General features: G+C 63.0%; 23 protein-coding genes and 1 tRNA gene. 12 read left to right on the forward strand and 12 right to left on the reverse strand.

Annotated features, from left to right (window positions below; translation table 11 throughout):
• The first annotated feature begins 480 nt into the window (after positions 1-480).
• The 7 genes from FJ979_RS19530 (at position 481) to FJ979_RS19560 (ending at position 9,086) form a co-directional block, all read left to right on the forward strand.
• Positions 481-1,404, forward strand: a complete 924-nt coding sequence (locus tag FJ979_RS19530; RefSeq protein ID WP_140582905.1) for a DUF1003 domain-containing protein — start codon at positions 481-483, stop codon at positions 1,402-1,404.
• Between the two features lie 234 nt (positions 1,405-1,638).
• Positions 1,639-1,715: transfer RNA gene (locus FJ979_RS19535), tRNA-Arg, on the forward strand.
• A gap of 124 nt (positions 1,716-1,839) precedes the next feature.
• Positions 1,840-4,596: a DNA methyltransferase gene (locus FJ979_RS19540; RefSeq protein WP_140582908.1), complete on the forward strand. Its 2,757-nt coding sequence runs from the start codon at positions 1,840-1,842 to the stop codon at positions 4,594-4,596.
• On the forward strand, positions 4,593-5,318 hold the full coding sequence (locus tag FJ979_RS19545) for a hypothetical protein (protein WP_246679341.1): 726 nt from the start codon (positions 4,593-4,595) through the stop codon (positions 5,316-5,318). Before FJ979_RS19540 ends, FJ979_RS19545 begins: the two co-directional genes overlap by 4 nt.
• A 124-nt stretch (positions 5,319-5,442) precedes the next feature.
• The gene (locus tag FJ979_RS19550) at positions 5,443-5,847 is read left to right on the forward strand and encodes a hypothetical protein (protein WP_140582910.1); all 405 of its coding nucleotides are present in this window, start codon (positions 5,443-5,445) and stop codon (positions 5,845-5,847) included.
• A gap of 4 nt (positions 5,848-5,851) precedes the next feature.
• The gene (locus tag FJ979_RS19555) at positions 5,852-7,909 is read left to right on the forward strand and encodes a DEAD/DEAH box helicase (RefSeq protein WP_140582913.1); all 2,058 of its coding nucleotides are present in this window, start codon (positions 5,852-5,854) and stop codon (positions 7,907-7,909) included.
• A complete protein-coding gene (locus FJ979_RS19560; RefSeq protein ID WP_140582915.1) occupies positions 7,902-9,086 on the forward strand; it encodes a GIY-YIG nuclease family protein in 1,185 nt (394 codons plus the stop codon). Before FJ979_RS19555 ends, FJ979_RS19560 begins: the two co-directional genes overlap by 8 nt.
• 317 nt (positions 9,087-9,403) lie before the next feature.
• Here the strand turns inward: FJ979_RS19560 and FJ979_RS19565 are convergent, their stop codons facing one another.
• A complete protein-coding gene (locus tag FJ979_RS19565) occupies positions 9,404-9,865 on the reverse strand; it encodes a cupin domain-containing protein (protein ID WP_140582918.1) in 462 nt (153 codons plus the stop codon).
• A gap of 126 nt (positions 9,866-9,991) precedes the next feature.
• Here FJ979_RS19565 and FJ979_RS19570 point away from each other — a divergent pair, with 126 nt between their 5' ends.
• Complete coding sequence (locus FJ979_RS19570; RefSeq protein WP_140582920.1) at positions 9,992-11,530, forward strand: winged helix-turn-helix domain-containing tetratricopeptide repeat protein; 1,539 nt, start codon at positions 9,992-9,994, stop codon at positions 11,528-11,530.
• Between the two features lie 66 nt (positions 11,531-11,596).
• Here FJ979_RS19570 and FJ979_RS19575 read toward each other — a convergent pair whose 3' ends face one another.
• From FJ979_RS19575 to FJ979_RS19595, 5 genes are all read right to left on the reverse strand, one after another.
• Positions 11,597-12,397, reverse strand: coding sequence for a class I SAM-dependent methyltransferase (locus FJ979_RS19575; RefSeq protein WP_140582923.1), 801 nt, complete (start codon positions 12,395-12,397; stop codon positions 11,597-11,599).
• Positions 12,398-12,686: 289 nt separating this feature from the next.
• Positions 12,687-13,199 carry a RidA family protein gene (locus FJ979_RS19580; RefSeq protein ID WP_140517715.1) on the reverse strand — a complete coding sequence of 171 codons (513 nt, stop codon included), beginning with the start codon at positions 13,197-13,199 and terminating at the stop codon, positions 12,687-12,689.
• Between the two features lie 89 nt (positions 13,200-13,288).
• Positions 13,289-13,702: a cytochrome c gene (locus tag FJ979_RS19585; RefSeq protein ID WP_140517716.1), complete on the reverse strand. Its 414-nt coding sequence runs from the start codon at positions 13,700-13,702 to the stop codon at positions 13,289-13,291.
• Positions 13,703-13,751: 49 nt separating this feature from the next.
• Positions 13,752-15,353, reverse strand: coding sequence for a flavin monoamine oxidase family protein (locus FJ979_RS19590; protein ID WP_224681940.1), 1,602 nt, complete (start codon positions 15,351-15,353; stop codon positions 13,752-13,754).
• Positions 15,354-15,699: 346 nt separating this feature from the next.
• Entirely contained in the window at positions 15,700-16,794 is a 1,095-nt protein-coding gene (locus FJ979_RS19595; RefSeq protein ID WP_181168534.1) for a LacI family DNA-binding transcriptional regulator, read from the reverse strand.
• 550 nt (positions 16,795-17,344) lie between these two features.
• Between FJ979_RS19595 and FJ979_RS19600 the strand changes: the two genes are divergently transcribed.
• From FJ979_RS19600 to FJ979_RS19615, 4 genes are all read left to right on the forward strand, one after another.
• The gene (locus FJ979_RS19600; protein ID WP_140491278.1) at positions 17,345-18,307 is read left to right on the forward strand and encodes a sugar-binding protein; all 963 of its coding nucleotides are present in this window, start codon (positions 17,345-17,347) and stop codon (positions 18,305-18,307) included.
• Between the two features lie 116 nt (positions 18,308-18,423).
• Positions 18,424-19,962, forward strand: coding sequence for a sugar ABC transporter ATP-binding protein (locus FJ979_RS19605; protein WP_140561826.1), 1,539 nt, complete (start codon positions 18,424-18,426; stop codon positions 19,960-19,962).
• Between the two features lie 50 nt (positions 19,963-20,012).
• On the forward strand, positions 20,013-21,008 hold the full coding sequence (locus FJ979_RS19610; RefSeq protein ID WP_140517717.1) for an ABC transporter permease: 996 nt from the start codon (positions 20,013-20,015) through the stop codon (positions 21,006-21,008).
• Between the two features lie 231 nt (positions 21,009-21,239).
• Complete coding sequence (locus tag FJ979_RS19615; RefSeq protein WP_140582925.1) at positions 21,240-21,758, forward strand: DUF2231 domain-containing protein; 519 nt, start codon at positions 21,240-21,242, stop codon at positions 21,756-21,758.
• Positions 21,759-21,814: 56 nt separating this feature from the next.
• On the opposite strand, the gene phnN is transcribed toward FJ979_RS19615, so the two are convergent.
• From phnN to iolE, 6 genes are all read right to left on the reverse strand, one after another.
• Positions 21,815-22,447, reverse strand: coding sequence for a phosphonate metabolism protein/1,5-bisphosphokinase (PRPP-forming) PhnN (phnN, locus tag FJ979_RS19620; RefSeq protein ID WP_181168533.1), 633 nt, complete (start codon positions 22,445-22,447; stop codon positions 21,815-21,817).
• Positions 22,444-23,583 (reverse strand): alpha-D-ribose 1-methylphosphonate 5-triphosphate diphosphatase, encoded by a 1,140-nt coding sequence (locus FJ979_RS19625; protein ID WP_140582931.1) that lies wholly within the window; start codon positions 23,581-23,583, stop codon positions 22,444-22,446. The genes phnN and FJ979_RS19625 overlap by 4 nt, the downstream gene beginning before the upstream one ends.
• 44 nt (positions 23,584-23,627) lie before the next feature.
• The gene (locus tag FJ979_RS19630) at positions 23,628-24,335 is read right to left on the reverse strand and encodes a DUF1045 domain-containing protein (RefSeq protein WP_140582934.1); all 708 of its coding nucleotides are present in this window, start codon (positions 24,333-24,335) and stop codon (positions 23,628-23,630) included.
• A 151-nt stretch (positions 24,336-24,486) separates the two neighbouring features.
• Complete coding sequence (gene iolB, locus FJ979_RS19635; protein ID WP_140582937.1) at positions 24,487-25,299, reverse strand: 5-deoxy-glucuronate isomerase; 813 nt, start codon at positions 25,297-25,299, stop codon at positions 24,487-24,489.
• A gap of 4 nt (positions 25,300-25,303) precedes the next feature.
• The gene (locus FJ979_RS19640) at positions 25,304-25,522 is read right to left on the reverse strand and encodes a DUF3329 domain-containing protein (protein WP_140582939.1); all 219 of its coding nucleotides are present in this window, start codon (positions 25,520-25,522) and stop codon (positions 25,304-25,306) included.
• Positions 25,523-25,562: 40 nt separating this feature from the next.
• Complete coding sequence (gene iolE / locus FJ979_RS19645) at positions 25,563-26,480, reverse strand: myo-inosose-2 dehydratase (RefSeq protein WP_140524144.1); 918 nt, start codon at positions 26,478-26,480, stop codon at positions 25,563-25,565.
• Positions 26,481-26,568: the final 88 nt, after the last annotated feature.

The raw sequence follows: 26,568 nt of genomic DNA on the forward strand, positions 1-26,568 counted from the left end.
GGAATTTTTTCTTGACAGGGTGAAGGCAACTATGCTACTATTCTCGCTATGGTGCTGATTTGCGCCGGCCACCCGCCGCAAGGCGGGTTTTTGTTGCCGTCGCCCAGGCGCCGGCCAATCACTTCGTCATCCACGGGCGGAGCAAGGAGCGTAGCGACGCGGCGCGAGGATCCATGCCGCGACTCGGCAAGCGCCGCAACGGTTCGCAATTCTGCTCCGCTGCGGCCAATGTCATTGAATGGATCCAGGCTCCGCGACGGAGCTTCGCCCCCGTTATGGTTCCTCAGCGGTTGATGACGATTTCACAGAGCCGCCGCCAACCTCGAATGTCTACCAGGCGAGCCCCGAAAGGCGGCCCGCTGCCCCTTCCTGTCACGCAATCGTCCGCAAGACGTGGCATAGGCATGCCAAATCGCCGCGATGCTGGCTAAGCATCGCCGCATCGGTCTATCGTCTTCCACCACAGCAGGAGCCCGCATCATGAGCACCCTTCCCAAGGCGTCCGAGCAGCAGGCGGCGGACAATGACAGCGGCGGCGAGTATTTCGAGGCGCCGACCACGGGGGAGGACCTGCACGGGGTTTCGGACGAGCATTTCGACACGCCGGAGGTGCCGGACTCCGAGCCCGCCTTGCCCGGAGCCTCGCGGGCCAAGCCCAAGAAAAGACCGTCGGCGATCTCGGGCCGCAAATTCCGCAAGCGCGACCTGGTGCGCATCGACGATTTGCGCCCGAGCCTGGCCGACCGCATCCGCTCCGACCATCCCGACCTGCCGCATGGCGCCCGCATCAGCCGCGAGGAGCTCGGCCGCTACCGCATGCGCTACATGGAGGAGCTGCTCCAGCAGGAGCACGGCGAATTCTCCGAGCTCGACCGCCAGGTGGTGGAATCGATCGCCAGGCAGGACACGATTTCGGAAAACTCGGAAGAGGAGTTCGAGGAGCACCGCTCGTTCGCCGACCGCGTCTCCGACAACATGGCGGCCTTCGGCGGCAGCTGGTGGTTCCTGATCTCGTTCGCCGGCGTGCTCCTGGTGTGGATCGCCATCAACCTGTTCGAGGGCTTGAACCGCGCCTTCGATCCCTACCCCTTCATCCTGCTCAACCTGCTGCTCTCCTGCATCGCCGCCATCCAGGCGCCCATCATCATGATGAGCCAGAAGCGCCAGGAGGTGAAAGACCGCCTGCGCTCCTTCAACGACTACCGCGTCAACCTCAAGGCCGAGCTCGAAGTGCGCCATTTGCACGAAAAACTTGACTACCTCATCTCGCGCCAATGGACGCGCCTGGCCGAAATGCAGCAGATGCAGCTCGACGCCATGCACGAGCTGACCGGCGCGAAGAAGGCGAAGAGGGCGGCAAGGGGAGTGAGGAGGCGGGCGGTGAAGAGCGAGGCGGGCGGGTGAGGGTGAGACGGGGCAGTGAGGGGCTCAAGTTTCTCGCCCCCGCCAAGGGCGGGGGAGAGGTGGCTCGGCGAAGCCGAGACGGAGAGGGGGAACGCCGCACGCGACGGGGCACCACCCGCGAGGCGAACCTTTGGAAACCGCCAATCTCCAATTGCCCGTTGAAGCCCGCGCCCGCTTCCGCTAAGAAGCCGTGACTTGCCGGTTCACCCGGTTCGTTTTCCGGCCCGCCGGGAAGCACCCGTAGCTCAGCTGGATAGAGCGCTGCCCTCCGAAGGCAGAGGTCACAGGTTCGAATCCTGTCGGGTGCGCCAATGTTGCTGCTTGAGGTGCACCGCGAGTCGGATAAACTGATAGCGGTACATTTAGCGCTAGAGCTAATCAAAGAGCCGCGTTCGCAGTCGAGCCTAATTCGACTGTTGGGATTTGGGGGATGGGTTGAACGCGGTAGAGATCGAAGAGGCCGTATCCGAACTGGCGGCGGCGCCTTTCGATCGCGACGAGTTCCCGTTCGCTTTCCTAACGGCGTTCGGCAATAAGGAAACCACGGTCAAGCGGCTGCGCAGCAGTTCGTCCAATTCCTCGGATGTGGCGGGAGGCGTCCTCCAACGCAACAATATCCACATCGCGGTCTGTCAGGAAGGCCAGGTTGGCGAAACGCTGCCAGCGCTTCGGTCGAGTCCGAAGACGGCCGCCAACAAGGCCCGGTTCATCCTGGCGACCGACGGCGTCACCTTCGAGGCAGAGGACCTGACCAGCGGCGAGACGGTTGCCTGCGAGTACGCGGATTTCCCGAACTATTTCGGCTTTTTCCTGCCGTTAGCCGGAATCACGACGGTCAAGCAGATCCGTGAAAATTCCTTTGACATTCGGGCGACCGGGCGGCTCAACCGTCTCTACGTCGAGCTTCTGAAAGACAATCCCGAGTGGAGCACAGCCGATCGTCGTCCGGACATGAATCATTTCATGGCGCGTCTGATCTTCTGCTTTTTCGCCGAGGACACTGACATCTTCAACGGCAGCCGCCTCTTCACGGCCACGGTCGACCAGATGAGCGCGCGAGATTCTTCGAACACCCACGAGGTGATTGGAGAGCTTTTCCGGGCGATGAACACCAAAATCGCGGATCGGACGCCCGCAAAGCTCCCTCGCTGGGCCGATGCTTTCCCTTATGTGAACGGCGGACTTTTCTCCGGCAGCACGGACGTGCCGCGCTTCAGCCGGATTGCCCGATCCTACCTCATCCATATCGGCAATCTCGACTGGAAGAAGATCAATCCGGACATCTTCGGTTCGATGATCCAGGCCGTCGCCGACGACGAGGAGCGCGGCGCACTCGGCATGCACTACACAAGCGTGCCGAACATCCTGAAGGTGCTGAACCCGCTCTTCCTCGACGATCTGCGGGCTCGGCTGGAGGAGGCGGGCGACAATTCCCGCATGCTGCTTAACCTACGCAAACGCATCGCGAAGATCAGGGTGTTCGACCCGGCCTGCGGCTCCGGCAATTTCCTCGTCATCGCCTATAAGGAAATGCGAGCGATCGAGGCAGAGATCAATCGGCGGCGTGGCGAGCGGGATCTCCGCTCGGAAATCCCGCTGACCAATTTTCGGGGCATCGAGTTGCGCGACTTTCCGGCCGAAATCGCACGCCTCGCCCTCATCATAGCCGAGTATCAATGCGACGTGCTCTATCGCGGACAGAAAGAGGCGCTGGCCGAGTTCCTGCCGCTCGACGCCATGAATTGGATCACGTGCGGCAATGCGCTGCGGTTAGACTGGCTCAGCATCTGCCCGCCGACTGGAATAGGCGTGAAGCACCACGCCGAAGACCTGTTTCATACGCCGCTCGACCAAGCGCAGATCGATTTCGAGAATGAAGGTGGTGAGACATACATTTGCGGAAATCCGCCTTATTTGGGCTTCACATGGCAATCAGCGGAGCAGAAGTCAGAACTGCAAGCGATCTTCGAGAGTCGAACCAAAAGCTGGAAGTCGCTCGACTATGTCGCTGGCTGGTTCATGAAGGCTGCTGACTACGGTACGCAGACCAACGCGATGGCAGCGTTCGTGTCCACCAACTCGATCTGTCAAGGAGAGCAAGTACCGATCCTCTGGCCGTTGATCTTCGAGACGGGCCATGAGATCGCCTTTGCTCACACGTCCTTCAAATGGGCTAATCTTGCCAGCTACAACGCGGGCGTAACTGTTGCCGTTGTAGGCATCTCGAATCATGCAGGCAGAATGCGCTGGTTGTATTCAATTGTCGACGACGGGAGCGTTACTGCCAAGCAGACGGAATATATAAACGCTTATCTCGTATCAGGACCCAACGTGATTGTAGAGGCGATTTCACGAAGTCCTGCGGATAAAGCCGCAATGGTGTGGGGAAACAAACCGTCAGATGGCGGAAATCTAATATTGTCAGCGTCTGAAGCCAAAGAGGTGCTGGAGGGTGAGCCACTTCTGTCTAGATTCATTTTTGAATTCGTCGGTGCCCAAGAATTTGTGAAAGGAATAGTCAGGAAGTGCGTATGGATTGAAGATGTTGATGTTAATGTTGCGAGAGCATCGCCCTTTATAGAGCATCGCCTAGCTGCCGTCGGCGCGATGCGAGCTGCAAGTACAGCGGCGTCAACGCGAGATTATGCCGATAAGCCACACAGATTCAGGCAGATCCAGGGACGAGGTGTAGATTACTCAATTGTCGTTCCAAAGGTCACATCAGAATCCCGCCCCTACCTCCCTGTGGGACTTTTGCCTTCCCATGCGATTGTGTCTGATAATGCATTCGCCTTGTACGACGCCCCTGTGTGGAACGTAGCGCTGATTGCGTCGCGGCTTCATATGATTTGGGTACGAACAGTTTGCGGACAATTGGAGACACGTTTGCGCTACTCCAGCACCATGGGCTGGAACGCTTTCCCTGTTCCGACACTCACCGAAAAGAACAAGGCCGACCTGACCCGGTGCGCTGAGGACATCTTGCTTGTTCGCGAGGCGCACTTCCCGGCCACGATCGCAGACCTTTATGATCCAGAGGACATGCCGGACGACCTTCGCGCTGCCCATGAGCGAAACGACGAGACGCTAGAGCGCATCTATATCGGCCGGCGCTTCCGGAATGACACCGAGCGGCTAGAGAAGTTGTTCGACCTCTACACCAAGATGACCAAGGCCAAGAGAGCGGCATGAGCGAGTTCAACCACATGACGCTTGTTGCTGCCGCAGAGGTAGTGTCAGATTTCCACTCTCACAGCGATCTTGACGTCCTAGCGGTCCAATGGGGCATATCGGATCGATGCGGCGGCTCCAGCAAGGCGGCTCGGGTAGCAAGTCTGTCTCAGACCGCCATCGATGAGGTGATCGAAGTCTACACGGAAGCCGGGATCGTCGATCTTAAGAGGGCCTTAGTGGAAACAGCAATCAAGGCGCCGGACCATGTCAGGAGCAGCCAAAGTTGGAGGAAGCTCACAGCTGGCTTGCGATTTGACGGGTTCGAGATTGTCGAGACCAGCACCGAGATCGAGCTTGATCGTCCTTGGCAGAGCGCTCGCACTGAAAAGCTAACACAACTGGTCAGGATGCTGCCTGAGGACGTGCCGGAACTCGCATTTCGGGAAGCCGAAAGCGAGATAGCGACTCTGTTAGATCGCCATGGATTTCATGTCGCCAAGGGCCATCTGAAGCAGGCAATAGCAGCATTCCAGCGCGGTGAATGGGCATCAGCGAAGGGAGCGCTTCGCAATTTCTACAAGAGCTACCTGAACGAGATGGCGGAGCGCCTCGGTTGTAGCGCCAAGAAGGACGTAAGGCGAAACGGGACTTCCTGGGCGGGGGTGTGCAACCGCCATTTCTGCTCGCTGACTACAACGAATGGGATGGCCAGAAGACACAGTACGTCCAGGCCCTCATGAACAGAATGCATCCGCATGGTGGTCACCCTGGAGTGTCCGAAGAGGACGATGCCACGTTCCGTCTCCAGATCAGCCTGATCACGGCGCGATTGTTTCTTCGTCGCTTTGACGAAAGGGATGCCTGATGTTTGAAAGAATAGCATACAAAAGCCTCAACGCCCGTCAGAAGGAAAATTACAATTTCCAGAAGGTGGCTGGGCGGCTGGCTGACTACGGATACAATTGTCTTCGTCTCAACGATGACTGGCACGGAGCGGATTTCCTTGCCGTCCATGTGGACGGTACGAATGTTTTACGAATTCAACTGAAGGGGCGCTTTGGGTTCTATAAGAAATATTGCGGGCGAGACCTGCACATCGCCTTCATTCTCGGAGATGACTGCTACGTCTACCCGCACGACGATGTCCTAGCTGCCGTGGTGGGGCGTGGTCAGATTGGAGAAACGGTCTCATGGGCGGAACGAGGCATCTTTCATTGGTCGAAGTTCCCGAGTTGGGCAGCCGAACTCCTTCAGCTTTACAGGATTTGATGGCATGGCGGTGAACACGATCCCATCTGTTTCCTTGCGGACCGCCCACACAGGCGCCTCCACCAAGGCCAATGAGCTTGGTATGCGCACCATGCAGGAGCGCGCCTACGCTATGCGCGGCGAGCAATACCTTCTCATCAAGTCGCCGCCCGCGTCCGGCAAGTCGCGTGCTCTGATGTTCATCGCGCTCGACAAGCTGCACAATCAAAACATCCGGAAGGCGATCATCGTCGTGCCGGAACGCTCTATCGGCGGCAGCTTCGCCGACGAGCCGCTGTCGCAATGTGGCTTCCATTGGGACTGGACGGTGAGACCGCAGTGGAACCTGTGCAACGCCCCCGGCATCGACACGCCGAGCGTGGCAAAGTCAAAGGTGAAGGCTGTCGGCCAGTTCCTTGGGAGCGAAGACCGAGTGCTGGTCTGTACCCATGCCACCTTTCGTTTCGCGGTCGACGAGCTTGGCGTCGGCGCTTTCGACGGTTGCCTGATAGCCGTCGACGAGTTCCACCACGTCAGCGCCAATCCGGACAATCGACTGGGCGCCCAGCTCGGTCAGTTCTTGGCGCGCGACAAGGTGCACCTTGTCGCGATGACTGGTTCCTACTTCCGTGGCGACGCCGAGGCCGTTTTGTCGCCGTCCGATGAGTCAAAATTCGTTTCGGTGACGTACACCTATTATGAGCAGCTCAACGGCTACGAGCATCTGAAGTCGCTCGACATCGGCTATTTCTTTTATTCGGGCCGCTATCTCGACGCGATCATGAAGGTGCTCGACCCGGCCAGGAAGACCATCGTCCACATCCCGAACGTCAATTCCCGCGAGAGCACCAAGGATAAGGTGAGGGAGGTGAACGAGATCATGGACGCGCTCGGGTCATGGGAGGGCGAAGACCCCGCAACCGGATTCCATCTTGTTCGGCTGCCGGCCGGGAAGGTCATCAAGGTCGCCGACCTCGTCGACGACGATCCCGGCAAACGCGACAAGGTGGTCGGTGCGCTGAAGGATCCCTCGCACCGCTATGATCGCGACCATGTCGACATCATCCTTGCGCTTGGCATGGCGAAGGAGGGTTTCGACTGGATATGGTGCGAACACGCTCTGACGGTGGGCTACCGGAGCAGCCTGACCGAGATCATCCAGATCATCGGACGTGCGACCCGTGACGCGCCAGGCAAGGCGAGCGCCAGCTTCACCAATCTGATCGCCGAGCCGGATGCGAGCGAAGAAGTGGTCATCGACGCCGTAAACGACACGCTGAAAGCCATCGCGGCCAGCCTGCTGATGGAGCAGGTGCTTGCGCCGCGTTTCGACTTTGCACCGAAGAACAGCGGGGAGCGCGTTGGATTTGACTATGGCGAAGGCGGATACGATCCGAAGGGCACCAATGTCGGATTCAACGAGACGACCGGCCAGTTCCATCTGGAGATCAATGGTCTCGTGACACCGCAAAGCGACGAAGCCAAGCGCATCTGCCGGGACGATCTGAACGAGGTGATCACCGCCTTTGTGCAGGACAAGTCCGCTCTGGAGCGCGGCCTCTTCGACGAGGAGACCGTGCCGGAGGAGCTGACTCAGGTCCGCATGGGGAAGATCGTCAAGGAACGCTATCCCGAGCTCAGCGAGACCGATCAGGAAGCGATCCGGCAGCACGCGGTGGCTGCGTTGAACCTCACCCAGAAGGCCAAGGCGATCGCGGCGGAAATGGACGAGAAGGGCGAGGTAAGGGGCGGTTCGTCCTTGATCGATGGGGTACGCAAATACGCAATGGACGTGCGTAACCTCGACATCGATCTGATCGACCGTATCAACCCGTTCGAGGCTGCCTATGCGATCCTGGCGAAGTCGATGAGCGAGCAGACCTTGAAGCAGGTGGCTGCGGTGATCGCGGGAAAGCGGATCAGCATGACCATCGAGGAAGCCCGCGACCTCGCCAGACGCGCCTTGAGGTTCAAGACCGAACGCGGCCGGCTTCCGGAGATCACGTCTCCGGATGCGTGGGAGAAGCGGATGGCCGAGGGCGTCGCGTTCCTCCAGAGAAACGTTGCAGCTGCCAATGCCTGAGCATGACGACAGGGAACTGTTGGAAGCGCTTGGCGTCTCGGTCGAGACCAAGAAAGCGGCTGCACGCACGCCGACGGAAGAGCGCGTCATCGCGGGCTTCGAGGATATCCTGAAGTTTGTCGACGAACACGGCCGACCACCCCAGCATGGCGAGGAGCGCGATATCTTCGAGCGGCTCTATGCCGTTCGGCTTGATCGGCTGCGTGAACTGCCGGATTGCCGCGCGCTGGTGGCGGAGTTCGATCGATACGACCTTTTAAAGCCATTTGTGCAGGCCCATGGCGGGTTCGCCGAAGATGCGGACGACGACGCGCTGCTTGCCGAACTCGGCGTCGAGAAGGTCGAGGCCGTTGATATTACGAAACTCACCCACGTAAGGCCGCGTGAGGAAGTGCGCGCGGCCGAGGAGATCGCCAATCGCACCGTCTGCAAAGACTTCGAGCGGTTCAAGCCGATCCTGGAGCAGGTGAAGAAGGAATTGGACGCAGGTGTTCGGCAGACTCGGCGGTTCCAGACCATGGCCGAAATCAAGCAGGGCGAGTTCTTCATCGTCGGTGGACAGATCGCCTTTGTCGCCGAAGCCGGGGAAGAATTCGTTACGGATTATGATCGGCGCGACAGTCGCCTCCGGGTCATCTACGACAATGGAACGGAGAGCGACGTGCTGCTGCGCTCGCTTCAGCGAGCGCTGCATCGCGACGAAGCTGGCCGGCGCATCACCGACCCTTCAGCCGGGCCGCTGTTCGGCGGTGACGCAGCAGACGACGACCTGGAGAGTGGAACGATCTACGTCTTGCGCAGCAAGTCCGATCATCCGGACATCGCGCCTCATAGGGAACTGATTCACAAGATTGGTGTAACTGGCGGCAAGGTCGAGACGCGAATTGCCAACGCTGCGCTGGATGCGACCTATCTCCTTGCAGATGTCGAGATCGTTGCCACCTACAAGCTCTTCAATATCAATCGGACGAAACTGGAAAACGTGTTGCATCGCGTGTTTGCGCCCGCGCGCCTCGACCTTGCAATCGAGGATCGTTTTGGGCATCCCGTGAAGCCCAGGGAATGGTTCCTTGTTCCGTTGCCGGTGATCGATGACGTCGTGGGTAAGATTCGGGATGGGTCAGTTGTGAACTTCCAATATGATCCGAAAACCGCTCGACTGGAAGCCATCCACTAACCCCACACACTCGCCCGCCCCACCAGCGGGCACTCCAGTCTGGTGATCGAATAACATCTCCTTCGCACCACCACGGGCGCTTCCAACTGCGCGATCGCCCATGCCTATCGAAATATGCGGCGGGAACAGATGTCGGGCGATTTCCTCGTCGTCATAGCCGAACAGGAAAATTTCCGGCGGGATACAGGCCAGCCTCCAAAGCCAAGCCTGGCCTCTCGGCCGCAGCGATAATCTTTGCTGTGTCCAGACAACGCAGGCGCCGGCGGCCGGCGTTCGCCCCCCGTAAGCGGGCCAATTACGCCTATGCACCAATTCGCCTAGGCACTTGTCGTCAGGGTGGAGAGCTGGTCGGTGTCGTAGCGGTTCCGCAGCTCGGCGAGCGCCTTCGGATCCGGGGAGCCCTTTGCGGCAAGCCTGGCAAGGTCTTCGAAATAGTGCTCATGGCCGGGCGGCGAGACGGTCATCAGCACGCGGGCCGGTTTTTCGCCGACATTGGTGATGTTGTGCTGCACGCCGGGCGGAATGAACAGGAAGGTGCCCGGCGTCGCCCGGATCACCTTTCCGCCCACGTACCAGACACATTCGCCGTCAAGCACATAGAAGGTCTCTTCCTGCACGCGATGGACATGCAGGCCGGTGGCGAAGCCGGCCGGTATGGTCCAGTCGAACATGCTCGTGTGTCTGGTATCCCCGCCGGTGACGAGAAACACCATCGGCTGGCCACGCAGCATGACCCCCTTGGTCTCGTCGGGCATCCGGATGACAGGTGCGGCGCTCATTTGATCCTCCATCGGTTCGCTGCTTTTCCCGCAGCCACCGGCACAGGATGCCTCGATCGAGCCGGCCAGTCGTGAAGCCGTTGCGAAATCATTGCGAAAAGATTGCAAACGGTATCTCCTTCGGGAATGGCAACAAGCCTCGCCTTTGGCCCCTTTCGCATCGACGGCGAAGCCGGGATCCTGTTCCACGGCGACCAGCCGACGCCACTCGGCCAACGGGCCGTCGCGCTGCTGGCGCTGCTTGTCGAACGCACGGGCAAGCCGGTTCCCAAGCAGGCGCTGATCGACGCCGCATGGCCGGGGCAAGCGATCGAGGACAGCAATCTGACGGTGCAGATCGCGGCGGCCAGGCGCATGCTGGAGAGCGCGGCCGGCGGCGGAAGCTGGATCGAGACGCTGCCGCGGCACGGCTATCGCTATGTCGGGCCCGAGGTCGCGATCGGTGGTCTGGGCCCCGAGGCGGCAACGCTGACATGGCCCGGCAAGCCTTCGATCGCGGTCCTGCCGTTCTCGAACCTGAGCGGCGATCCCGAACAGGATTATTTCGCCGACGGCATCGTCGACGACATCATCACCGGCCTGGCGCGCATCAACTGGCTGTTCGTCATCGCCCGCAACTCCTCCTTCACCTACAAGGGGCGCGCGGTGGACGTGAAGCAGGTCGGCCGCGAGCTCGGCGTCCACTATGTGCTCGAAGGCAGCGTGCGCAGGGCCGGCGGCAGCGTGCGCGTCACCGGCCAGATGATCGACACCTCGACCGGCGCCCACATATGGGCCGAGCGCTTCGACCGCGCCTCCGCCGATATTTTCGCGCTGCAGGACGAGATCGCGCTGGCGGCCGTCGGCGCGATCGCGCCCAGCCTGCGGCGTGTCGAAATCGAGAGGGTGAGGCGCAAGCGCCCCAACAGTCTCGATGCCTACGACCTCGTGCTGCGCGCCCAGCCGGACGTGGATTCCGGCATGCCCGAGCGGGTGACGCAGGCGCTCGTGCTGCTCGAACGCGCCATCGAACTCGAGCCGACCTATGCGCTTGCCCATGGCAACGCCGCCATGTGCCACCATTGCCTGTTCCTTCGCGCCGGCTTGCAGGAAGCCGATCGCGAGGCTTCGGTGCGCCATGCCCGCCTGGCCATCCTGCACGGACAGGACGACGCGGCCGCGCTTACCCTTGCGGGGTTTTCGATCGGCATGGATGGACATGACCGCAAGGCCGCCTTCACCGCCCTGGAAGCCGCGCTTGCCGTCAGCCCGTCATCCGCCCTGACCTACATTCTGGGCAGCGTCATCCTCGGCTGGAGCGGCGAAGCGGAGCAGGCCATCGCGTGGAGCGAGCGCGGGATGCGGCTCAGCCCCTTCGACCCCTGGGCCTTCGCCGCCTTCGACGCGCAGGCGATGAGCCATCTGCTGCGCGGCCGCTATGACGAGGCCTGCCGCGCCGCATACAGGTCGGTGCAGGCCAATCCCGCCCACAGCATCACCTATGTGCAATTGGCCGCCGCCTTGGCCAAGCTCGGCCGGCTGGAAGAGGCGGCGGCGGCAGCGGCGCGGGTGCGTGAGCTGCATCCGACGTTTCGCTACGGTCGGCAGTTCGCGGCCGTGCACTGTGCCCCGGCGCTCGCGCAATGCCTCGGCGAGGCGCTGCAGGCCGCCGGTCTGCCGCAATAGCGCCGGCGCGTCTTCATGGAGACCGGCCTGGGCGGCAGATGGCGGATGGGCGGTTCTTCGGCGCCCTTACCGCACCACGCCCCTGCAAGCCCAGGCAACATTCGCGAACGACCGCGCGCCATCCGGCCGGCCGGCCTCATAGGCATCGCGGACGGCGGCCTCGCTGCGCGTCCGCTCGGCTGGGTCGAGCGTCATCATGTATTTGCCGAGCGGGCCTTCGCCGGCCGCTATCGGCGCCCAATAGTCGTCGAAGTCGCGGTAGTCCATGCGGATCATCAGCTCGGTTTCGGTCACGTCGGCCAGGTCCTGCTCGACAAAAGTCCGCTTCATTTCGCCCGGCTGCATCATCGGCTGGAAGCAATAGCGGCTGCGCATCTGGCGTCCGCCTTCGCTGAGCGCGGCCACCGTGTCGATCATCATGCGCATGCCGGGCATGCCGCCGAGATGATCCCACACGACGGCCGCCACCACGCCGCCCGGCCGCACCACGCGGCGCATCTCGCCCACCGCCTTGCCGGCCTCCGGCACGAAGTGGAGCACGAGCAGCGCCAGCGCGCGGTCGAAACCATCGTCGGCGAACGGCAAGGCGGTGGCGTCGGCTTGCTGGATCTCGATGCGCGGGTCGGTGTTGCGCCGCTTCGCCGCCTCGACGAAGACGGGCGAAAAGTCGATTGCCGCGATCGCCGCGAGCTCGGCGGATTTGGCCAGCTCGAATGTCAGGCTGCCGGTGCCGCAGCCGACGTCGAGGATCTTTTCGCCGCGGGCAAGCCCGGCGAAGTCGATGAATTTGGGCGCGAGCTTGCGGCTCCAGCGGCCCATGAGCTGCTCATATCCGCTGGCGTCATGAACGGTGAAACTTGATGTCATCTCGCTCTCCCTGCGCTGAAGAGGCGAGGCTAGGGCAATTCCGGGAAAGGTGTGAGGCGGTTTTCCGTCCGCGGTCGCGCGACCTGCCTTCGACGAATGGCTAGTGCCTGGGCGTGGGCTCCGCGCGGTTTAGCCCTCACTGGCGGGTCAACATCGCCCAACTCCGCCTTTCGGTGGGTGCCTGGGCGAGCGAGGCCGCTTCAGCCGCCCCGGTTCGCGGCCCGCCAGATCCGCGCCTCGCCAGCCCGTTCGGCATCCTGGCTCGACGGGCTGGCCGAACGCCCCGGCTTCAGGGCCGCACGGCGGTCACTTCGATTTCGACCAGGAAGCCGGGGCCGGCGAGGCCCGCGACCTGCACCACCGAACGCGTCGGCAGGTTCGGCTGGTCCTTTGTGCCGAAAAACTTCGTGTAGCCTTTCATGAAACCGGCAAAATCCATCTTGCCGCCCTTGGCGGGATCGCCGACCAGGAAGACCTGCATCTTGACGACGTCGCCCATCTTCAGGCCGAGATCGGCCAGCGTCTTGTCGATCGACTTCAGCACCGAGCCGGTCTGGGCCTCGGTGTCGCCATAGGCGGCGACCGTCGCCTTGTCCGCCTTCTCGTCGATGACCGACGGCACGGCGCCGCTGAGATAGACCGTGGTCTTGCCGGCCGGCACCTCGACGGCGCGCAGGATCGGAAAATCCGAATTCGGAATCTTGTGGCGAACGACGTCGTCGGCCACGGCCGCGCCGGCCGCCAGCATTCCCGCCGCCAGCACGGCGGCCCCAATCCATGATTTCCCGATCGATGGTTTCATGACCCGTTTCCTTCCATTCGAGAGGGCGGCGAGCGCCAAAATGCCCGCCGCGCGGTTTGCGGTGCCGCATGTGCGGGCGACATCCGCAATCAGCGGACATCCTTCACGTCTTGCGCCGTCACGGCATCCTTGTAGTCGTTGCCGAAATGCGTCCTGACATAGTTGACCACGGCCGCGACCTGGTCGTCGCTCATCATCTGCCCCACCGGCGGCATGCCGTTTTGCCCGTGCAGGACGAGGCTTACCGGATAGCCGCCGGTCTCCAGGTTCTTGTTCTTGGCCAGCGCCGGATAGTGGCCGGCGCCGACCGCGCCTTGCCCCTTGTCCAGGTGGCAGGCGGCGCAGACATTGGCATAGAGCGCCGCGCCGTCCTTTTCGGTGAAAGTATCGCCCTGGCTGAACGTGACGCCGGCCGAATCGGCGAACGCGCCGGGAGCCGTGAACGCCATGGCGGCGGCCATGGCGGCGATGAGACCGCAGGGTCTTTTGAAGGAGCTGCTCATGATGGGATGCCTCGCGGGATACGGGGTGAACGAAGGGATCGGCATGACCTCATCCCTGCATGACGCGCTGGTGCAGGCGGGTGATGGCGTTGAGCGAGGACAGGATCGCGCCCTCCTGCCAGGCGGGAATGTAGGAGGCATGCTCGCCGGCCAGCACGATGCGGCCGTCGATCTGGCACAGATTGTCGTAATGCTCCTTGCGTGCCTCCTCGGTCCAGTCGCCCGCGCAGCCAAGCGTGAAGGGCGAGCGGTGCCATGCCCAGGAAACGCCGGTCTCGAATTCCTGCTTGTATTGCGGGTGAAGCTGCGCGCCGTATTCCACCGCCTTCTGCACGCGCTCCTGCGGGGTCATGGCGGTGAATTCGTAGGAGTTCGGTCCGTTCCATGTGTAGCAGCCGAGCAGCACGCCCTTGCCGCCGGCGTTGAAGCCGGTGCTGGGGTAGGATATCTGCGAGATCGGCAGGTTGGTGTAGCTGACCCCGCCGAAGATCGATTCGTCCTCCTCCCAGAAACGGCGCTTCATCTGCAGGCCGACCTTGACCGAGGACGCATAGGGCACCGCCCCGATCGCCGCCTGCATGGCGCCGCCGACCTGGATTTCGATCTGGCTGAGGATGGTGAGCGGAATGGTGCACACGCACCAGTCGGCGCTGGCTTCCTGGGCGGTTCCGGGGTTTTTCGCGTCCTCATAGGTCACCGTCACGCCCTTGTCGTTCTGGGCGATCTTGGTGACCTTGGCATTGTAGGTGATGAGGTCGCCGACCTGCTTGGCGAAGGCTTCGCCGATCCTGCCCATGCCGCCGACCGGCTGGAACATGGTGGTCTGGAATTCGTAGAGCGAGAAGTTGGCGAGGCTGCCCCACAGGCGCGAATTCAGCACGTCGGACGCGCCGATGATCTGACCCGCCACCGGCTCGGCGCCGATGCCGCCGCCCGGCTCCTTCTCGTAGCCGCGGAATTCGGCGGTCGCGAGGCTGGATTTGTAGCTGTAGTCCTTGTCCAGCGCGCCCCAGGACTGCAGCGCCTCGAGCAGCACCTCCTGGTCCTCCTTGGAGACAAGCCCTTCCAACTGGCCCTTCTTGGCCACCTTGGCCAGCAACTCCGACGTGTGGCCCTTGAAGTCGGTCTCGATCTCGCGCACGCGCTTGGGCTTGCCGCCGAAGGCCTCGGTCGAGTGCAGCAGGGCGTTGTGATTGGTCTGCTGGAACGGCTCCAGCGTCACCCCGAGCCTCCGGCAGTAGGCCAACAGCCCGTTGTGATGGTAAGGGATGCGCCAGGGGCCGGGATTGAGGTAGAGCCCCTCGTCGAACTCGCATTTCTGCGTGTAGCCGCCGAGTTCGGTGACGGTGTCGCCGCCGCGTATCGTCCAGTTGCGGCCGCCGGCGCGGGCATTGTATTCGAGGATCTTCACCTTGTAGCCGGCCTGGCGCAGTTCCAGCGCCGCCAGCATGCCGGCAAGGCCGGCGCCCAGGACGAGCACCGAAGCGCCCTTCGGGTCGCCTTCGAGCTTGATCGGTCCCTTGTAATCGGACTCTGCCGCCAGCCCCATGCTGGTCATGGCCTGGTACATTGCGGCGCTGCCCGCCGTAATGCCGATCATTTTGAGAAGGTCGCGCCGGCGCATGCCGGCAAGGGATTGTTCGAGCTGCATGTTCGTCTCCTCGATCAGCGGCACGCCGCGATCCGCCGCCTGTTGCCCCCGCAAGCTCGAGGCGAGCCCCGGTGGACGACGCAAGGCTATGCCTGCAACCCAATCTGTTCAACCAACACGCCGCGCTTGGAACAAATGTCCTCGAATCTTGGCGCAATAGGGCTCTCGCGGCGTCGCTGGCCGGCATTTTTCACGCCTTCGCGGCCTCGGGGCCGGCGGCCAGACCGCTTGCTGTGCCAATTGAAAGGGCACGCCTGGCTGCCCCGGCAGCGGGAACGTCCGTGGCCGGCCGGCGCTCGCGGCGCCGGCTTTCATCACCCAAATGCCTGCCTTGTCGGCCGGTCGGTCAGCCTGCCACGGCCCGCACGCTCTCCCTCTCCACCAGCGGACATTCCAGCTTGGTGATGGGATAGCGCCCCCGTCCCACCGTCGCCGGCGCCTCGAGCTGTTCGATCGCCCATTGGCCCATCGCCATATGCGGCAGGATCGAGGTGGTCAGCGGCGGGAACAGATGCCTGGCGATTTCCTCGTCGTCGTAGCCGACCACGGAGATGTCCTGCGGGATGTGCAGGCCGGCTTCCTTCAGCGCTTCGTAGCAGCCGATCGCGGTGCGGTCGTTCTGGCAGAAGATGGCGGTCGGGCGGTCCTTCAGCGCCAGGAGCTTGACGGTCGCGGCATAGCCAGCACTTGCCGACCAGTCGCCCTCGACCACCAGTTCGGGATCGAAAGGGATGTCGGCGGTGGCAAGCGCGCGGCGGTAGCCTTTCAGGCGGTCCTGCGCCGCCTGCATCCAGGGCTCGCCGGTGATGGTGGCGATGCGGCGGTGGCCATGGCTGATCAGGTGCCGGGTGGAGTTCTGGCCGCCGGCGATCTCGGAGGGCACCACGGCGGGGAAGGCGTAATCCGACGTGTAGCAGTTGAGCAGGATCACCGGGATGTCGAGGCTGTAGAGGAAGTCGGGCGCCGTGATCTCGCGGGTGAAGATGGTCATGTAGATCAGCGCCGAAATGCCCCGCCTGGTCAGCGCCTCTATGGCGCGCGGCTCCATCACGGCGTCGCCCATGGTCTGCGCCACCAGAAGCACGTTGCCGGCGTTCCACGAGGCCTGGCGCGCGCCCTCGATGGCGACGACGGCTTCCGGGCTGGTGGCGAGCTGGTCGACGGCGAAGCCGATCACTCCGTCCAGCCCGTCGAAGGCGGCGGCCGGCGCCTTCAGCGCCGAAAAGGCCGGCGCACTATAGCCCAGCGCCCGCGCCGCCTCGATCACCCGCTCGCGCGTCTGTCGCGACAGTTTTATGCCAGGCGAATTGTTGAGCACGAAGGAAACAGTCGCCTGCGAGCAGCCGGCGGCGCGCGCAATGTCGGTCATGGTGACCCGGCCCTTGGGCTTCACCGGTGCCTTGCGGCGCCTTGCCGTCGCGATATCGGTGGTCTCGCTCATGCTGTCCGTGTTCCCCGGCCTGTCCGGCCTGCCCGGCGACCATCAAGGCCGCGCCGGTTTATAGAAATATCGGCTAACTTATATCTATTAGCAGACGACGGGTCTACTGGCTAGCCGGCTCCGGGCAGCTCAAATCACAGCATATGACCCGATTACCCCGTTTGCGCCAAGCCATTGCATTCCAGGCAAACCCAACGGCGTCACCGCCGGCGTGGTCGCCATCGAACGTAACTAATACCGTTTACTAATACGAAAATGCGCTGTAACGTCGGTCCGTCGCGTCCGTTTTCCCTGGGGCGCGGTGCATGCGAATGGCCCGATGGCAAGCGGACAGTACCCCGCGAAGCCTTGTCGCGGACATGTGATATGTCAGACAAATCGGACTATTTACGAACGGGGGATGAGTCTCTAAAGTCCGTCGCCGTGGCTGGAACGACGCCATCTTCAGTGCCGGGAACCCTTGAGGAGGAGGGCGTCCAAGCCGCGAACGGCAAATCAGACAAGTGCAGGATCGGCCGGTCCGACGACCGGCCAAAACGGGAGGTTGAACATGAAATCCTTGATACGCAATGCATCCGTGGCCACCGCGGCGCTGCTGCTTGGCCTGACGGCGAGCACGATCGCGCGCGCCGACGACAAGCCGACGCTGGCCTTCGTCGTCAACGGCGCTTCCGACTTCTGGAAGGCGGCCGAGGCCGGCGTCAAGAAGGCGCAGGGCGAACTGCCCGACTACAATCTCGAGCTGAAATATCCCGAGCAGTCCTCGGTCGCCATCCAGCAGCGGCTGATGGACGATCTGGTCACCGCCGGCGTCAAGGGCATCATGGTTTCGGCCGTCGATCCCAAGACCTCTACCGACGGGCTGAACAAGATCGCCTCGGAAACGGCGCTGTTCACCACCGACAGCGACGCTCCGCAGACCAAGCGCGTCGCCTATATCGGCTCGTCCAATGTCGATGCCGGCAAGCAGGCGGCCGAAATCGCCAAGAAGGCGATGCCGGATGGCGGCAAGTGCCTCGGCTTCGTCGGCCTGCTCGGCGCCGACAATGCCAAGGAGCGCATCCAGGGCATGAAGGATGGCCTGGCCGGCACCAAGATCGAGCTCGTCGACGTGCGCGGCGACGACATCGACCAGGCCCGCGCCAAGAAGAACGTCGAGGACGCGCTCGTCGCCAGCCCCGACGTCACCTGCATGGTCGGCTTCTACTCCTACAACACGCCGCGCATCTATGAAGCGCTGCGCGATGCCGGCAAGCTCGGCTCGATCACCGTCGTCGGCTTCGATGACGATCCGATCACCCTGGGCGGCGTCAAGGAAGGCACCATTGCCGCCACCGTCGTGCAGCAGCCCTTCGAGTGGGCCTATCAGGGCATGAAGCTGATGGCATCCTATCTCAAGGGCGACAAGTCGGGCATCCCGGCCGACGGCCTCATCATCATCCCGACCAAGATCATCGGCAAGGATGACGTCGACGCCTACGCCGCCAATCTGAAGGCGATGGCTGGAAACTAAGACCGAAGGCAGTTCAGCCGGCTCAACGTCGCTTGAGCCGGCTGCTCTTGCATTGACGAACCCTTCGAGGCCAGTCAGTCTGCCAAGAGGTCGGCCCGCCAACGCTGTCAGGCATGATGAATTATTCCGACACATCCATCGCCGCGACCACCGCGTTCCTCAGCCTCGAGAACGTGCGCAAGACCTATCCGGGCGTCGTAGCGCTCGATGGCTTCTCGATGGAGGTCAGGCCGGGCGAGGTCATCGGTCTCGTCGGCGAGAACGGCGCCGGCAAATCCACCTTGATGAAGATCCTCGGCGGCGTGACGCGGCCGGACAGCGGCACCGTCACCGTCGACGGCACCGCCCATGACGGCCTGAGCGTCGAGGGCAGCCTTGGCTCCGGCATCGCCTTCGTCCACCAGGAACTCAACCTGTTCGAGAATCTCGACGTCGCTGCCAACATCTTCTTCGGCCGCGAACCGCTGCGCGCCGGGCCGCTCAGGCTCGTCGATCGCGCCAGGCTGCGCGCCATGGTGGCGCCGCTCCTGAAGCGCGTCGGCGCCAATTTCTCCGCCGACACGCCCGTCGCCGAACTGTCGCTCGCCCAGCAACAGATGGTCGAGATCGCCAAGGCGCTGTCGATCAAGGCAAGGCTGGTCATCCTCGACGAACCGACGTCGAGCCTGCCGATCGCCGAGACCGACAAATTGCTCGACGTCATCAAGGCGCTGAAGGCGGACGGCATCAGCGTCATCTTCATTTCGCATCGCCTGCACGAGGTCGAGCGCGTCGCCGACCGCGTCATCGTGCTGCGCGACGGCATGCTGGCCGGCACCTTGCCCAAGCGCGACATCAACCACGACCAGATGGTCAAGCTGATGATCGGCCGCATGCTGAAGGAGCGCGAGAAGGCTTCCGAGGCGGCCCGCGCCCCCGGCGCCGTCGCCCTGTCGGCCAAGGCCATCCGCACCCCGACCTATCCCGGCCGCCCGGTAGATCTCGACGTCAGGCGCGGTGAAATCCTCGGCCTTGCCGGCCTTGTCGGTTCCGGCCGCACCGAGCTGGCGCGGGTGTTCTTCGGCATCGAAAGCAGCCTCGGCGGCACGCTCGAGCTCGCCGGCAAGCCGCTCTCCCTGGGCTCGGCGGCCGATGCCGTCGCGCACGGCATCTTCTTGGTGCCGGAGGACCGCAAGCTGACCGGTATCCTGCTCGACCTTTCGATCGCCCAGAACATTTCGCTGCCCAACCTGCCGGCGCATGCCAAGCGCTCCTTGGTGTCGACCAGCGCCGAAACGGCAACCGCCGAGAAGCAGAAAAAAGATCTCGGCATCAAGGCGCCCTCGGTTCAGACGCGCACCGGCACGCTGTCGGGCGGCAACCAGCAGAAGGTCGTGCTGGCCAAATGGCTGGCGATGAACCCCAAGGTGATGATCCTCGATGAGCCGACGCGCGGCATCGACATCGGCGCCAAGGCGGAGATCTACGGGCTGATGCGTGCGCTGGCCGACGCCGGCGTCGCCGTGCTGATGATCTCCAGCGACATGGAGGAGGTGATCGGCGTGTCCGACCGCATCGCCGTCATGCATGAGGGCCAGATCTCGGGCATTCTGGACAAGGACCAGTTCAGCCAGGAAAACGTGCTGCTGCTGGCGGTAGGCAAGCAGCCGAAATGATTCTGCCGCCGCGCCGCGGAAGCGCTCGGGCCGGCATTGGGGAGAAGATGATGAGCAAGAAAGATCTCGGCCTGCTGATCCTGATCCTGGTGGTCGGCGCCATCGTCGCCATCATCAATCCGCGCTTCCTGCTGCCGATCAATCTCGCCAACACCTCGAACCTGATCGGACTGTTCGGCATCCTGTCGATCGGCCAGGCCTTCGTCATCATCACCGGCGGCATCGAATTGTCGGTCGGCTCGCTGGTGGCGCTGCTGGGAACGCTTTTCATCGACTTCATCGCCGTGCGCGGCATGGAATGGCCGCTGGCCTTCGTGCTCATCCTGGTGCTCGGTGCCATCATCGGCCTGGCGCATGGCTGGCTGATCACGCGGCTCAAATTGCAGCCCTTCGTGGTGACCTTGTGCGGCCTTTTGATCTATCGCGGCGTCGCCCGCTTCTACACCGCCGACGGCACCGCCGGCTTCGCCTTCGGCCAGAATTTCCCGGAGCTCGAATTCTTGACCGCCGGCCGCTCCTGGGGCGTGCCGAACTCCTTCTTCGCCCTGATCGTCATCGCCATCGTCATGTGGGTGGTGCTGCACCGCTCGGTGTTCGGCCGCTATCTCTACGCCATCGGCAAGAACGAGGAGGCGGCGAAATATTCCGGCATCCGCACCGGGCGTGTCGTCATGGCCGCCTACGTCATCTGCGGGGTACTGACGGCGCTGTCGGCGATCTATTTCGCCATGTACACGCGCTCCATCTCGCCAGCCAGCCACGGCCAGTTCTACGAGCTCTACGCCATTGCCGCGGCCGTGCTCGGCGGCTTCTCGCTGCGCGGCGGCGAGGGCTCGCTGATTGGTGTCATCCTCGGCACCGTGCTGTTGCAGGAGCTGCAGAACCTCGTCAATCTGCTCGGCATCCCGTCCTCGCTCAACTTCGCGGTGATGGGCGGCGTCATCCTCATCGGCGTGCTGATCGACCAGCAATGGGGTGTGTTCCGCGCGCGGCGGCGCATGGTCGACGCCAGCCGCAAGAGCATCGCCGGCGCAGCGGCGGAATAGTCAGGGGCAAAAAGCCACCATCCGCCGTGGCCGTCGAAAGATAACGCCGCTCTATCTCGCCCGCCCCGCAATTCCGCTCGATCTGTTGTCGGCCGTATCTGTGCGGCCCCAAGTGACTTGAGTGCAAAAGGGGGGCGGCATCGCGAAAACGGTCTTGCGAGCTTCCATCCGGATTGGAACGAAACCCTTGTCTGGGCGTTGTTCAAAGCTTTTCTATTCGGAGGCATTGTCATGGCCGCGAATCTGCTAAGCACCGCCAAGGTGGGAGGTCATCCCATCCATCCGATGCTCATTCCCTTTCCTGTCGCGTTCCTTGTCGGCGCGTTTCTCACCGATTTGATGTTCTGGGGGACTGCCGACGCCTTTTGGGCACGCGCGTCGATGTGGCTGATTGGAGCAGCCATCGTCATGGCTCTCCTGGCGGCGATTGCCGGCTTTATCGATTTCCTGAGCGAGCCGCGCATCCGCGCGCTGACGGACGCCTGGTACCATATGGTCGGCAATTTGACCGCCGTCGTTCTGGCGCTGATCAATTTCTATCTTCGCTACAGCCAAGGCGCCGAAGCGGCAGTTCGCCCATGGGGAGTGCTGCTTTCATTGATCGTTGTCTGCATCCTGCTGTTTACCGGCTGGAAAGGCTGGGAAATGGTGTACCGCCATCACGTCGCGGTTCTGGACGCGCCGACACAACCTTCGGCAACGCCGTCGGCCGGCACGCGTCGTGCCGACCACGACCGGCACGCGGCATAGAACGAAGGTGCATTCGATATTCAGGTCAGGCGGGCGCCACCTGACCATCAACACCTTTAGTCGATCAGCCCCGACATGTCGGAGAACGCCATCGCCTTGCGCAGCACCTCGGCAAAGCGCTCGCCTGCCGCTTCGCGCGAACCGCTATTGTCGATCGAGGTGACGCCGGGTCCGGAGAGCGTCACAGGCGCGCTTCGCGCCAGGCGTGCCAGAACCTCCCCGCGCGACTCGCGGCCACGCATCGCCAGCCGCCCGGCCAGCACATCGGGCGAAGCGGTGATCTCGACGATGACCAGATTGGCATAGCGCTTTCGCAAGGCAGGGATGATCGAGCGCGATACATTGGCGACAGCGACATGGCCGTTGGCCACTGCCCAATCGACCTCGGCCGGCAGGCCGTAGCGCAGGCCGTGCGCCTCCCAGGAGACGGCGAAGGCGCCGTCGGCTTCGGCCTCGATGAAGGCGGCATCGGCCAGCGTGTCGTGATCCTCGCTTGCCGTGTCGCTCGGTCTGGTGATGACGCGGCGCACGAACTCCAGCCGCGTCTCGTCGGCGAAAAGCGCCTTGGCATGGCCGATGATCGTATCCTTGCCGGCGCCGCTCGGGCCCACCACGGCAACGAAGACGCCGTCGCGTATCGGAAACGCCTCGGCCGACAGTTCACGCTCGATCAATGCCGAAGCCATCACGCGACCCGCCGCCCCTGCCGCCAGACCGTGCGCACCACTGGAACGTGGTCGTCGAGGCGCACGCGCACCAGGTCGGCCCGGCGGCCCTCTTCGATGACGCCGCGATCGGAAAGACCGACGGCCTCGGCCGGGTTCTTGGACACCATCGCCACCGCCTGCGGCAGGGAAATGCCGTCGACGACGTCGCCAAGAAAGAAGGCGGACTGGATCAGGCTGAAGGGGATGTAGTCGGACGACAATATGTCGAGCAGGCCGTCGCTGGCCAGCGTGCGCGCCGAGACATTGCCCGAATGCGAGGCGCCGCGCATGACATTGGGCGCGCCCATCAGCACGCCGAGCCCGGCATCCTTCGAAGCTCTGGCGGCCTCCTCGGTGGTCGGGAATTCGGCAACGCGCACGCCTTGCTCGATGGCTTCGTCGACATGGCCCGTCGTCGCATCGTCATGGCTCGCAAGCACGATGCCGCGCTCGTGGCAGGCGGCGGCGATGAAGACGCGGTTCGTGGCCGAATTCCGGGCCGATTCGCCCATCCGTTTCTCGCAGAATTTCTGGAAATCGTGATCGGTCAGCTTCAGCTTGCGCTGATAGTAGTAGGCGTAGGTTTCGAGGTTGACGAACTGGCGCTGGCCTGGCGCATGGTCCATCAGCGAGGCGAGCTTCACCCGTTCGTCCGTCTCGAAATTGGCGAAGGCCCTGAGGCAATCCGGCGCCGAGACCTCGCAGCGTAGATGGATGAAATGATCGGCCCGCAATCGATCCATCCGCACGCTGTCCTCGATCGCGTCGGCGAGCTTGCGGATGTCAGCGGCGTTGAGATCGGCATCCTCGTCCATGCCGACACGCAAGGCATCGAGCACGGTGGTAATGCCGGCGGTCGCCACTTGCGCGTCATGGGCGAGCACGGCGGCGATCGGATTCCAACGCACCTTGGGCCGCGGCGCATAGTGGCCTTCCAGGTGATCGGTGTGCAGCTCGACCAGTCCCGGAATGATGAAGTCGCCAGCCATGTCCTCGCCGGCTCGCACGGCGCCGGCGGATATGTCGGCGATCAGACCGTCACGCATCACGAGCGAGCCGTCGATGATCTCGTCGGCAAGAATGATGCGGGCGTTGCTCAGAATGGTCTCGGCGGTCATTTCAGGCAGTCCTTGGTTTTTTCTGGCCTTTACGGCTTGTTGCTTCAGGCGGTTTTTCTGGCCGGACGGCGCCCGAGCGCGTGCTGGGAAAGCACCATGAACGGGGCGCCGGGTTCGGGCTCGATGAACAACGTCAGCGCGTCCACCGGAACCGGCTGGCGCAGCACCTCGGCGAACAGGCCCTCGATTGCCAGGCGAAGACGAGGGCTTTCCTGTGGCCCGGCCCTGCCGGACAGCGTCATGTGAAAGCGGAAGCTCTCGAAGACGTAAGGATAGCCCCATTGGCAGAGATTGCGGAATTCGCCCGGCTTCAGCGAGTCCGGGCTGCGCCGCTCGATCTCGGCCTCCGTCAACGGCGCGCGAAAGCGGTCGAAATCGCGCACCACGTCATCGGCGAAGCGATTGAGCGGAGGCAATGCCGCCTCCGGCACCAGCGCGAAGAAACCGTCGATCTGGCTGACGACGAGACGGGGGATCATCACAACCGGCGTCGCCTCGGCAAAGGCGTCGAGCGCTGTGCGCAACGAGGCTTCGGTTTCGTTGGCCGCTAACCGGAAAGGGGCTTTCAGCGTCGCATGAAAACCATAGCGCCGTGCCGATGCGGTGTGGAAGGCGACTTCCGCCGCCGACAAATCGCCCACCGCCTCCACCGGTCGCGTCGCGGCGCCGAACGGGTCACGGCCCAGCCAGTTGGCGGCGATCCGCGCCAATTTTTCGTCCTGTTGGGGGGTGAAGTAGATGGCGTAGCGCATCGAAAATCCTCGTCAGCCCGTTGCCATAGGTGATTTCCATGACGGATTGACGAAGCTTTGAAGGGTTTTCGAAGGCAAATCGACCCCGCCGGTCCTTAGCCGACGATTTTTCTGATCTGGACCAACAGGTTCAGCCGTGAACGCGCAACGGTCAGGCCTTCACCAGCCATTCGTGCTCGGGCGCATTGTGGAATTTCCACGTCCGCTTCGGGCCGGCCATGACGTTGAGGTAGTAGAGGTCGTAGCCATGGCAAGCCGCGCAGGGGTGATAGCCCTTGGGCACCAGCACGACGTCGCCGTCCTCGATCGCCATCGCCTCGTCCAACTCGCGGGAGCCGTCCTTGTCGGCGTCGGTATAGACCCGCTGGAAAGCAAAGCCCTGCGGCGGGTTGAGGCGGTGATAATAGGTTTCCTCGAGATAGGATTCGTCGGGCAGATTGTCCTGGTCGTGCTTGTGCGGCGGATAGCTCGACGTATGGCCGCCGGGCGTGATGACCTCGACCACCAGCAGCGAATCGGCCGGCTTGCCCTCGGGCAGGATGTTGGTGACGTAACGCGTATTGGTGCCCTTGCCGCGCACCTCCTGGCCGAGGTCGTCAGGCCCGATGACGCGAACCGGCAGGCCGCCGCTCAATCCCGGCGCCGAGCAGACCGCCAGTTCCAGTCCGCTATCAGCCGTCACCGACCAGTCCGATCCCTGCGGCACATAGACCGACCATGGTTTGCCTTCGAAGGGCGACATGCGCTGGCCGAGCAGGCCGAGATCCTTGCCGCCGGCCGCGACCGTGCCCTTGCCGGTGACGAACACCAGGCAGACTTCGCGATCGTCCGTTGTTCCCGAAGCCGTTTCGCCCGGTTTCAGCCGATGCAGGTCGAACCCGACATAGGTCCAGCCGGCGCTTTGCGGCGTGACGTGCGCGACACGGCCATGGCCCTTGTCGGCTTTGACCAGCAGCTTCGACATCCGGTTACTCCTTCGGTTCGACTTCGGCGGGCGCCTTGTTCTCGTCGGCCGGCTTGTAGAGATAAAAAAACTGCCAGACGCCATAGCCGGCGAAGCCCAGCGCGATCACGCCCCAGAACGGCGAGCCGCTCGCGAATTCGATGATCGACCAGATGACGCAGACCGCGACGACGGCGACACGCCGCCATAGGGGCCGGAAGAAGGGGTGCTCGGAATCTTTCATCGCGGCAACCTACAGCAAGCCCGGCCTGGCGAGAACCCGATCAGACATCGGGGAAGCCCTGGGTCTCGACCGTGTAGCCGGCCGCCGTCATCACCCGCATCAACTCCTTGTGGCCCACCTGCGCCATCTTGAGCGGCGGGTTCTTCTTCGGGTCCTGTTCGGCCTCGACCACGAACCAGCCTTCATAGCCATGGTCGGCGAAACGCTGCACGATGGCGCCGAAATCCAGCGAGCCGTCGCCCGGCACGGTGAAGGCGCCGAGAGCCACCGCATCGAGGAAGGACTGCCTCGTGCGGTCGAGCTTCTCGATCACACCCATGCGTACATCCTTCACATGCACATGGCTGATGCGCTTGTGGTGATTGTCGATGGCGCGCAGCACATCGCCGCCGGCAAAGGCCAGATGTCCAGCGTCAAGCAGCAGCGGAATGCCCGCTCCGGAATGGCGCATGAAGGCGTCGAGCTCCGCCTCGGTCTCGACCACCGCCGCCATATGGTGATGATAGGAAAGCGGCATGCCTTGCTCGGCGCACCATTCGCCGAATTCGGTCAGGCGCCTGGCATAGGCCTTCATCTCGTCGCTCGAGAGTTTCGGCTTGGTGGCGAGCGGTTTCGAGCGGTCGCCCTGGATCGAACGGCCAACCTCGCCATAGACGATGCAAGGCGCGTTGACCGCCTTGAACAGGTCGATCATCGGCTGGATGCGATCCTTGTTCTTGCTCATCTCCTCGTCGACCAGCGTGCCCGAGAACCAGCCGCCGCACAGTGTGACGTCAGCCGCCTTCAGGATCGGCAGCATCACCTTGGGGTCCTTGGGAAAGCGCCGTCCCATCTCCATGCCGGTGAAGCCGGCCGAACGCGACTGGCGTAGGCACTCCTCCAACGACACGTCGTCGCTGAGTTCCGCAAGATCGTCGTTCCACCACGCGATGGGGGACATGCCCAGTTTGGCTTTCAAGTCGTCACTCCGGTTCTTGTTCACCCTCCCCCTTGTGGGGAGGGTCGCTGCGAAGCAGCGGGGCGGGGTACGGCGCCAGCCCCCCACC

This window comes from Mesorhizobium sp. B1-1-6, from assembly GCF_006443035.1.
Lineage (GTDB): Bacteria > Pseudomonadota > Alphaproteobacteria > Rhizobiales > Rhizobiaceae > Mesorhizobium.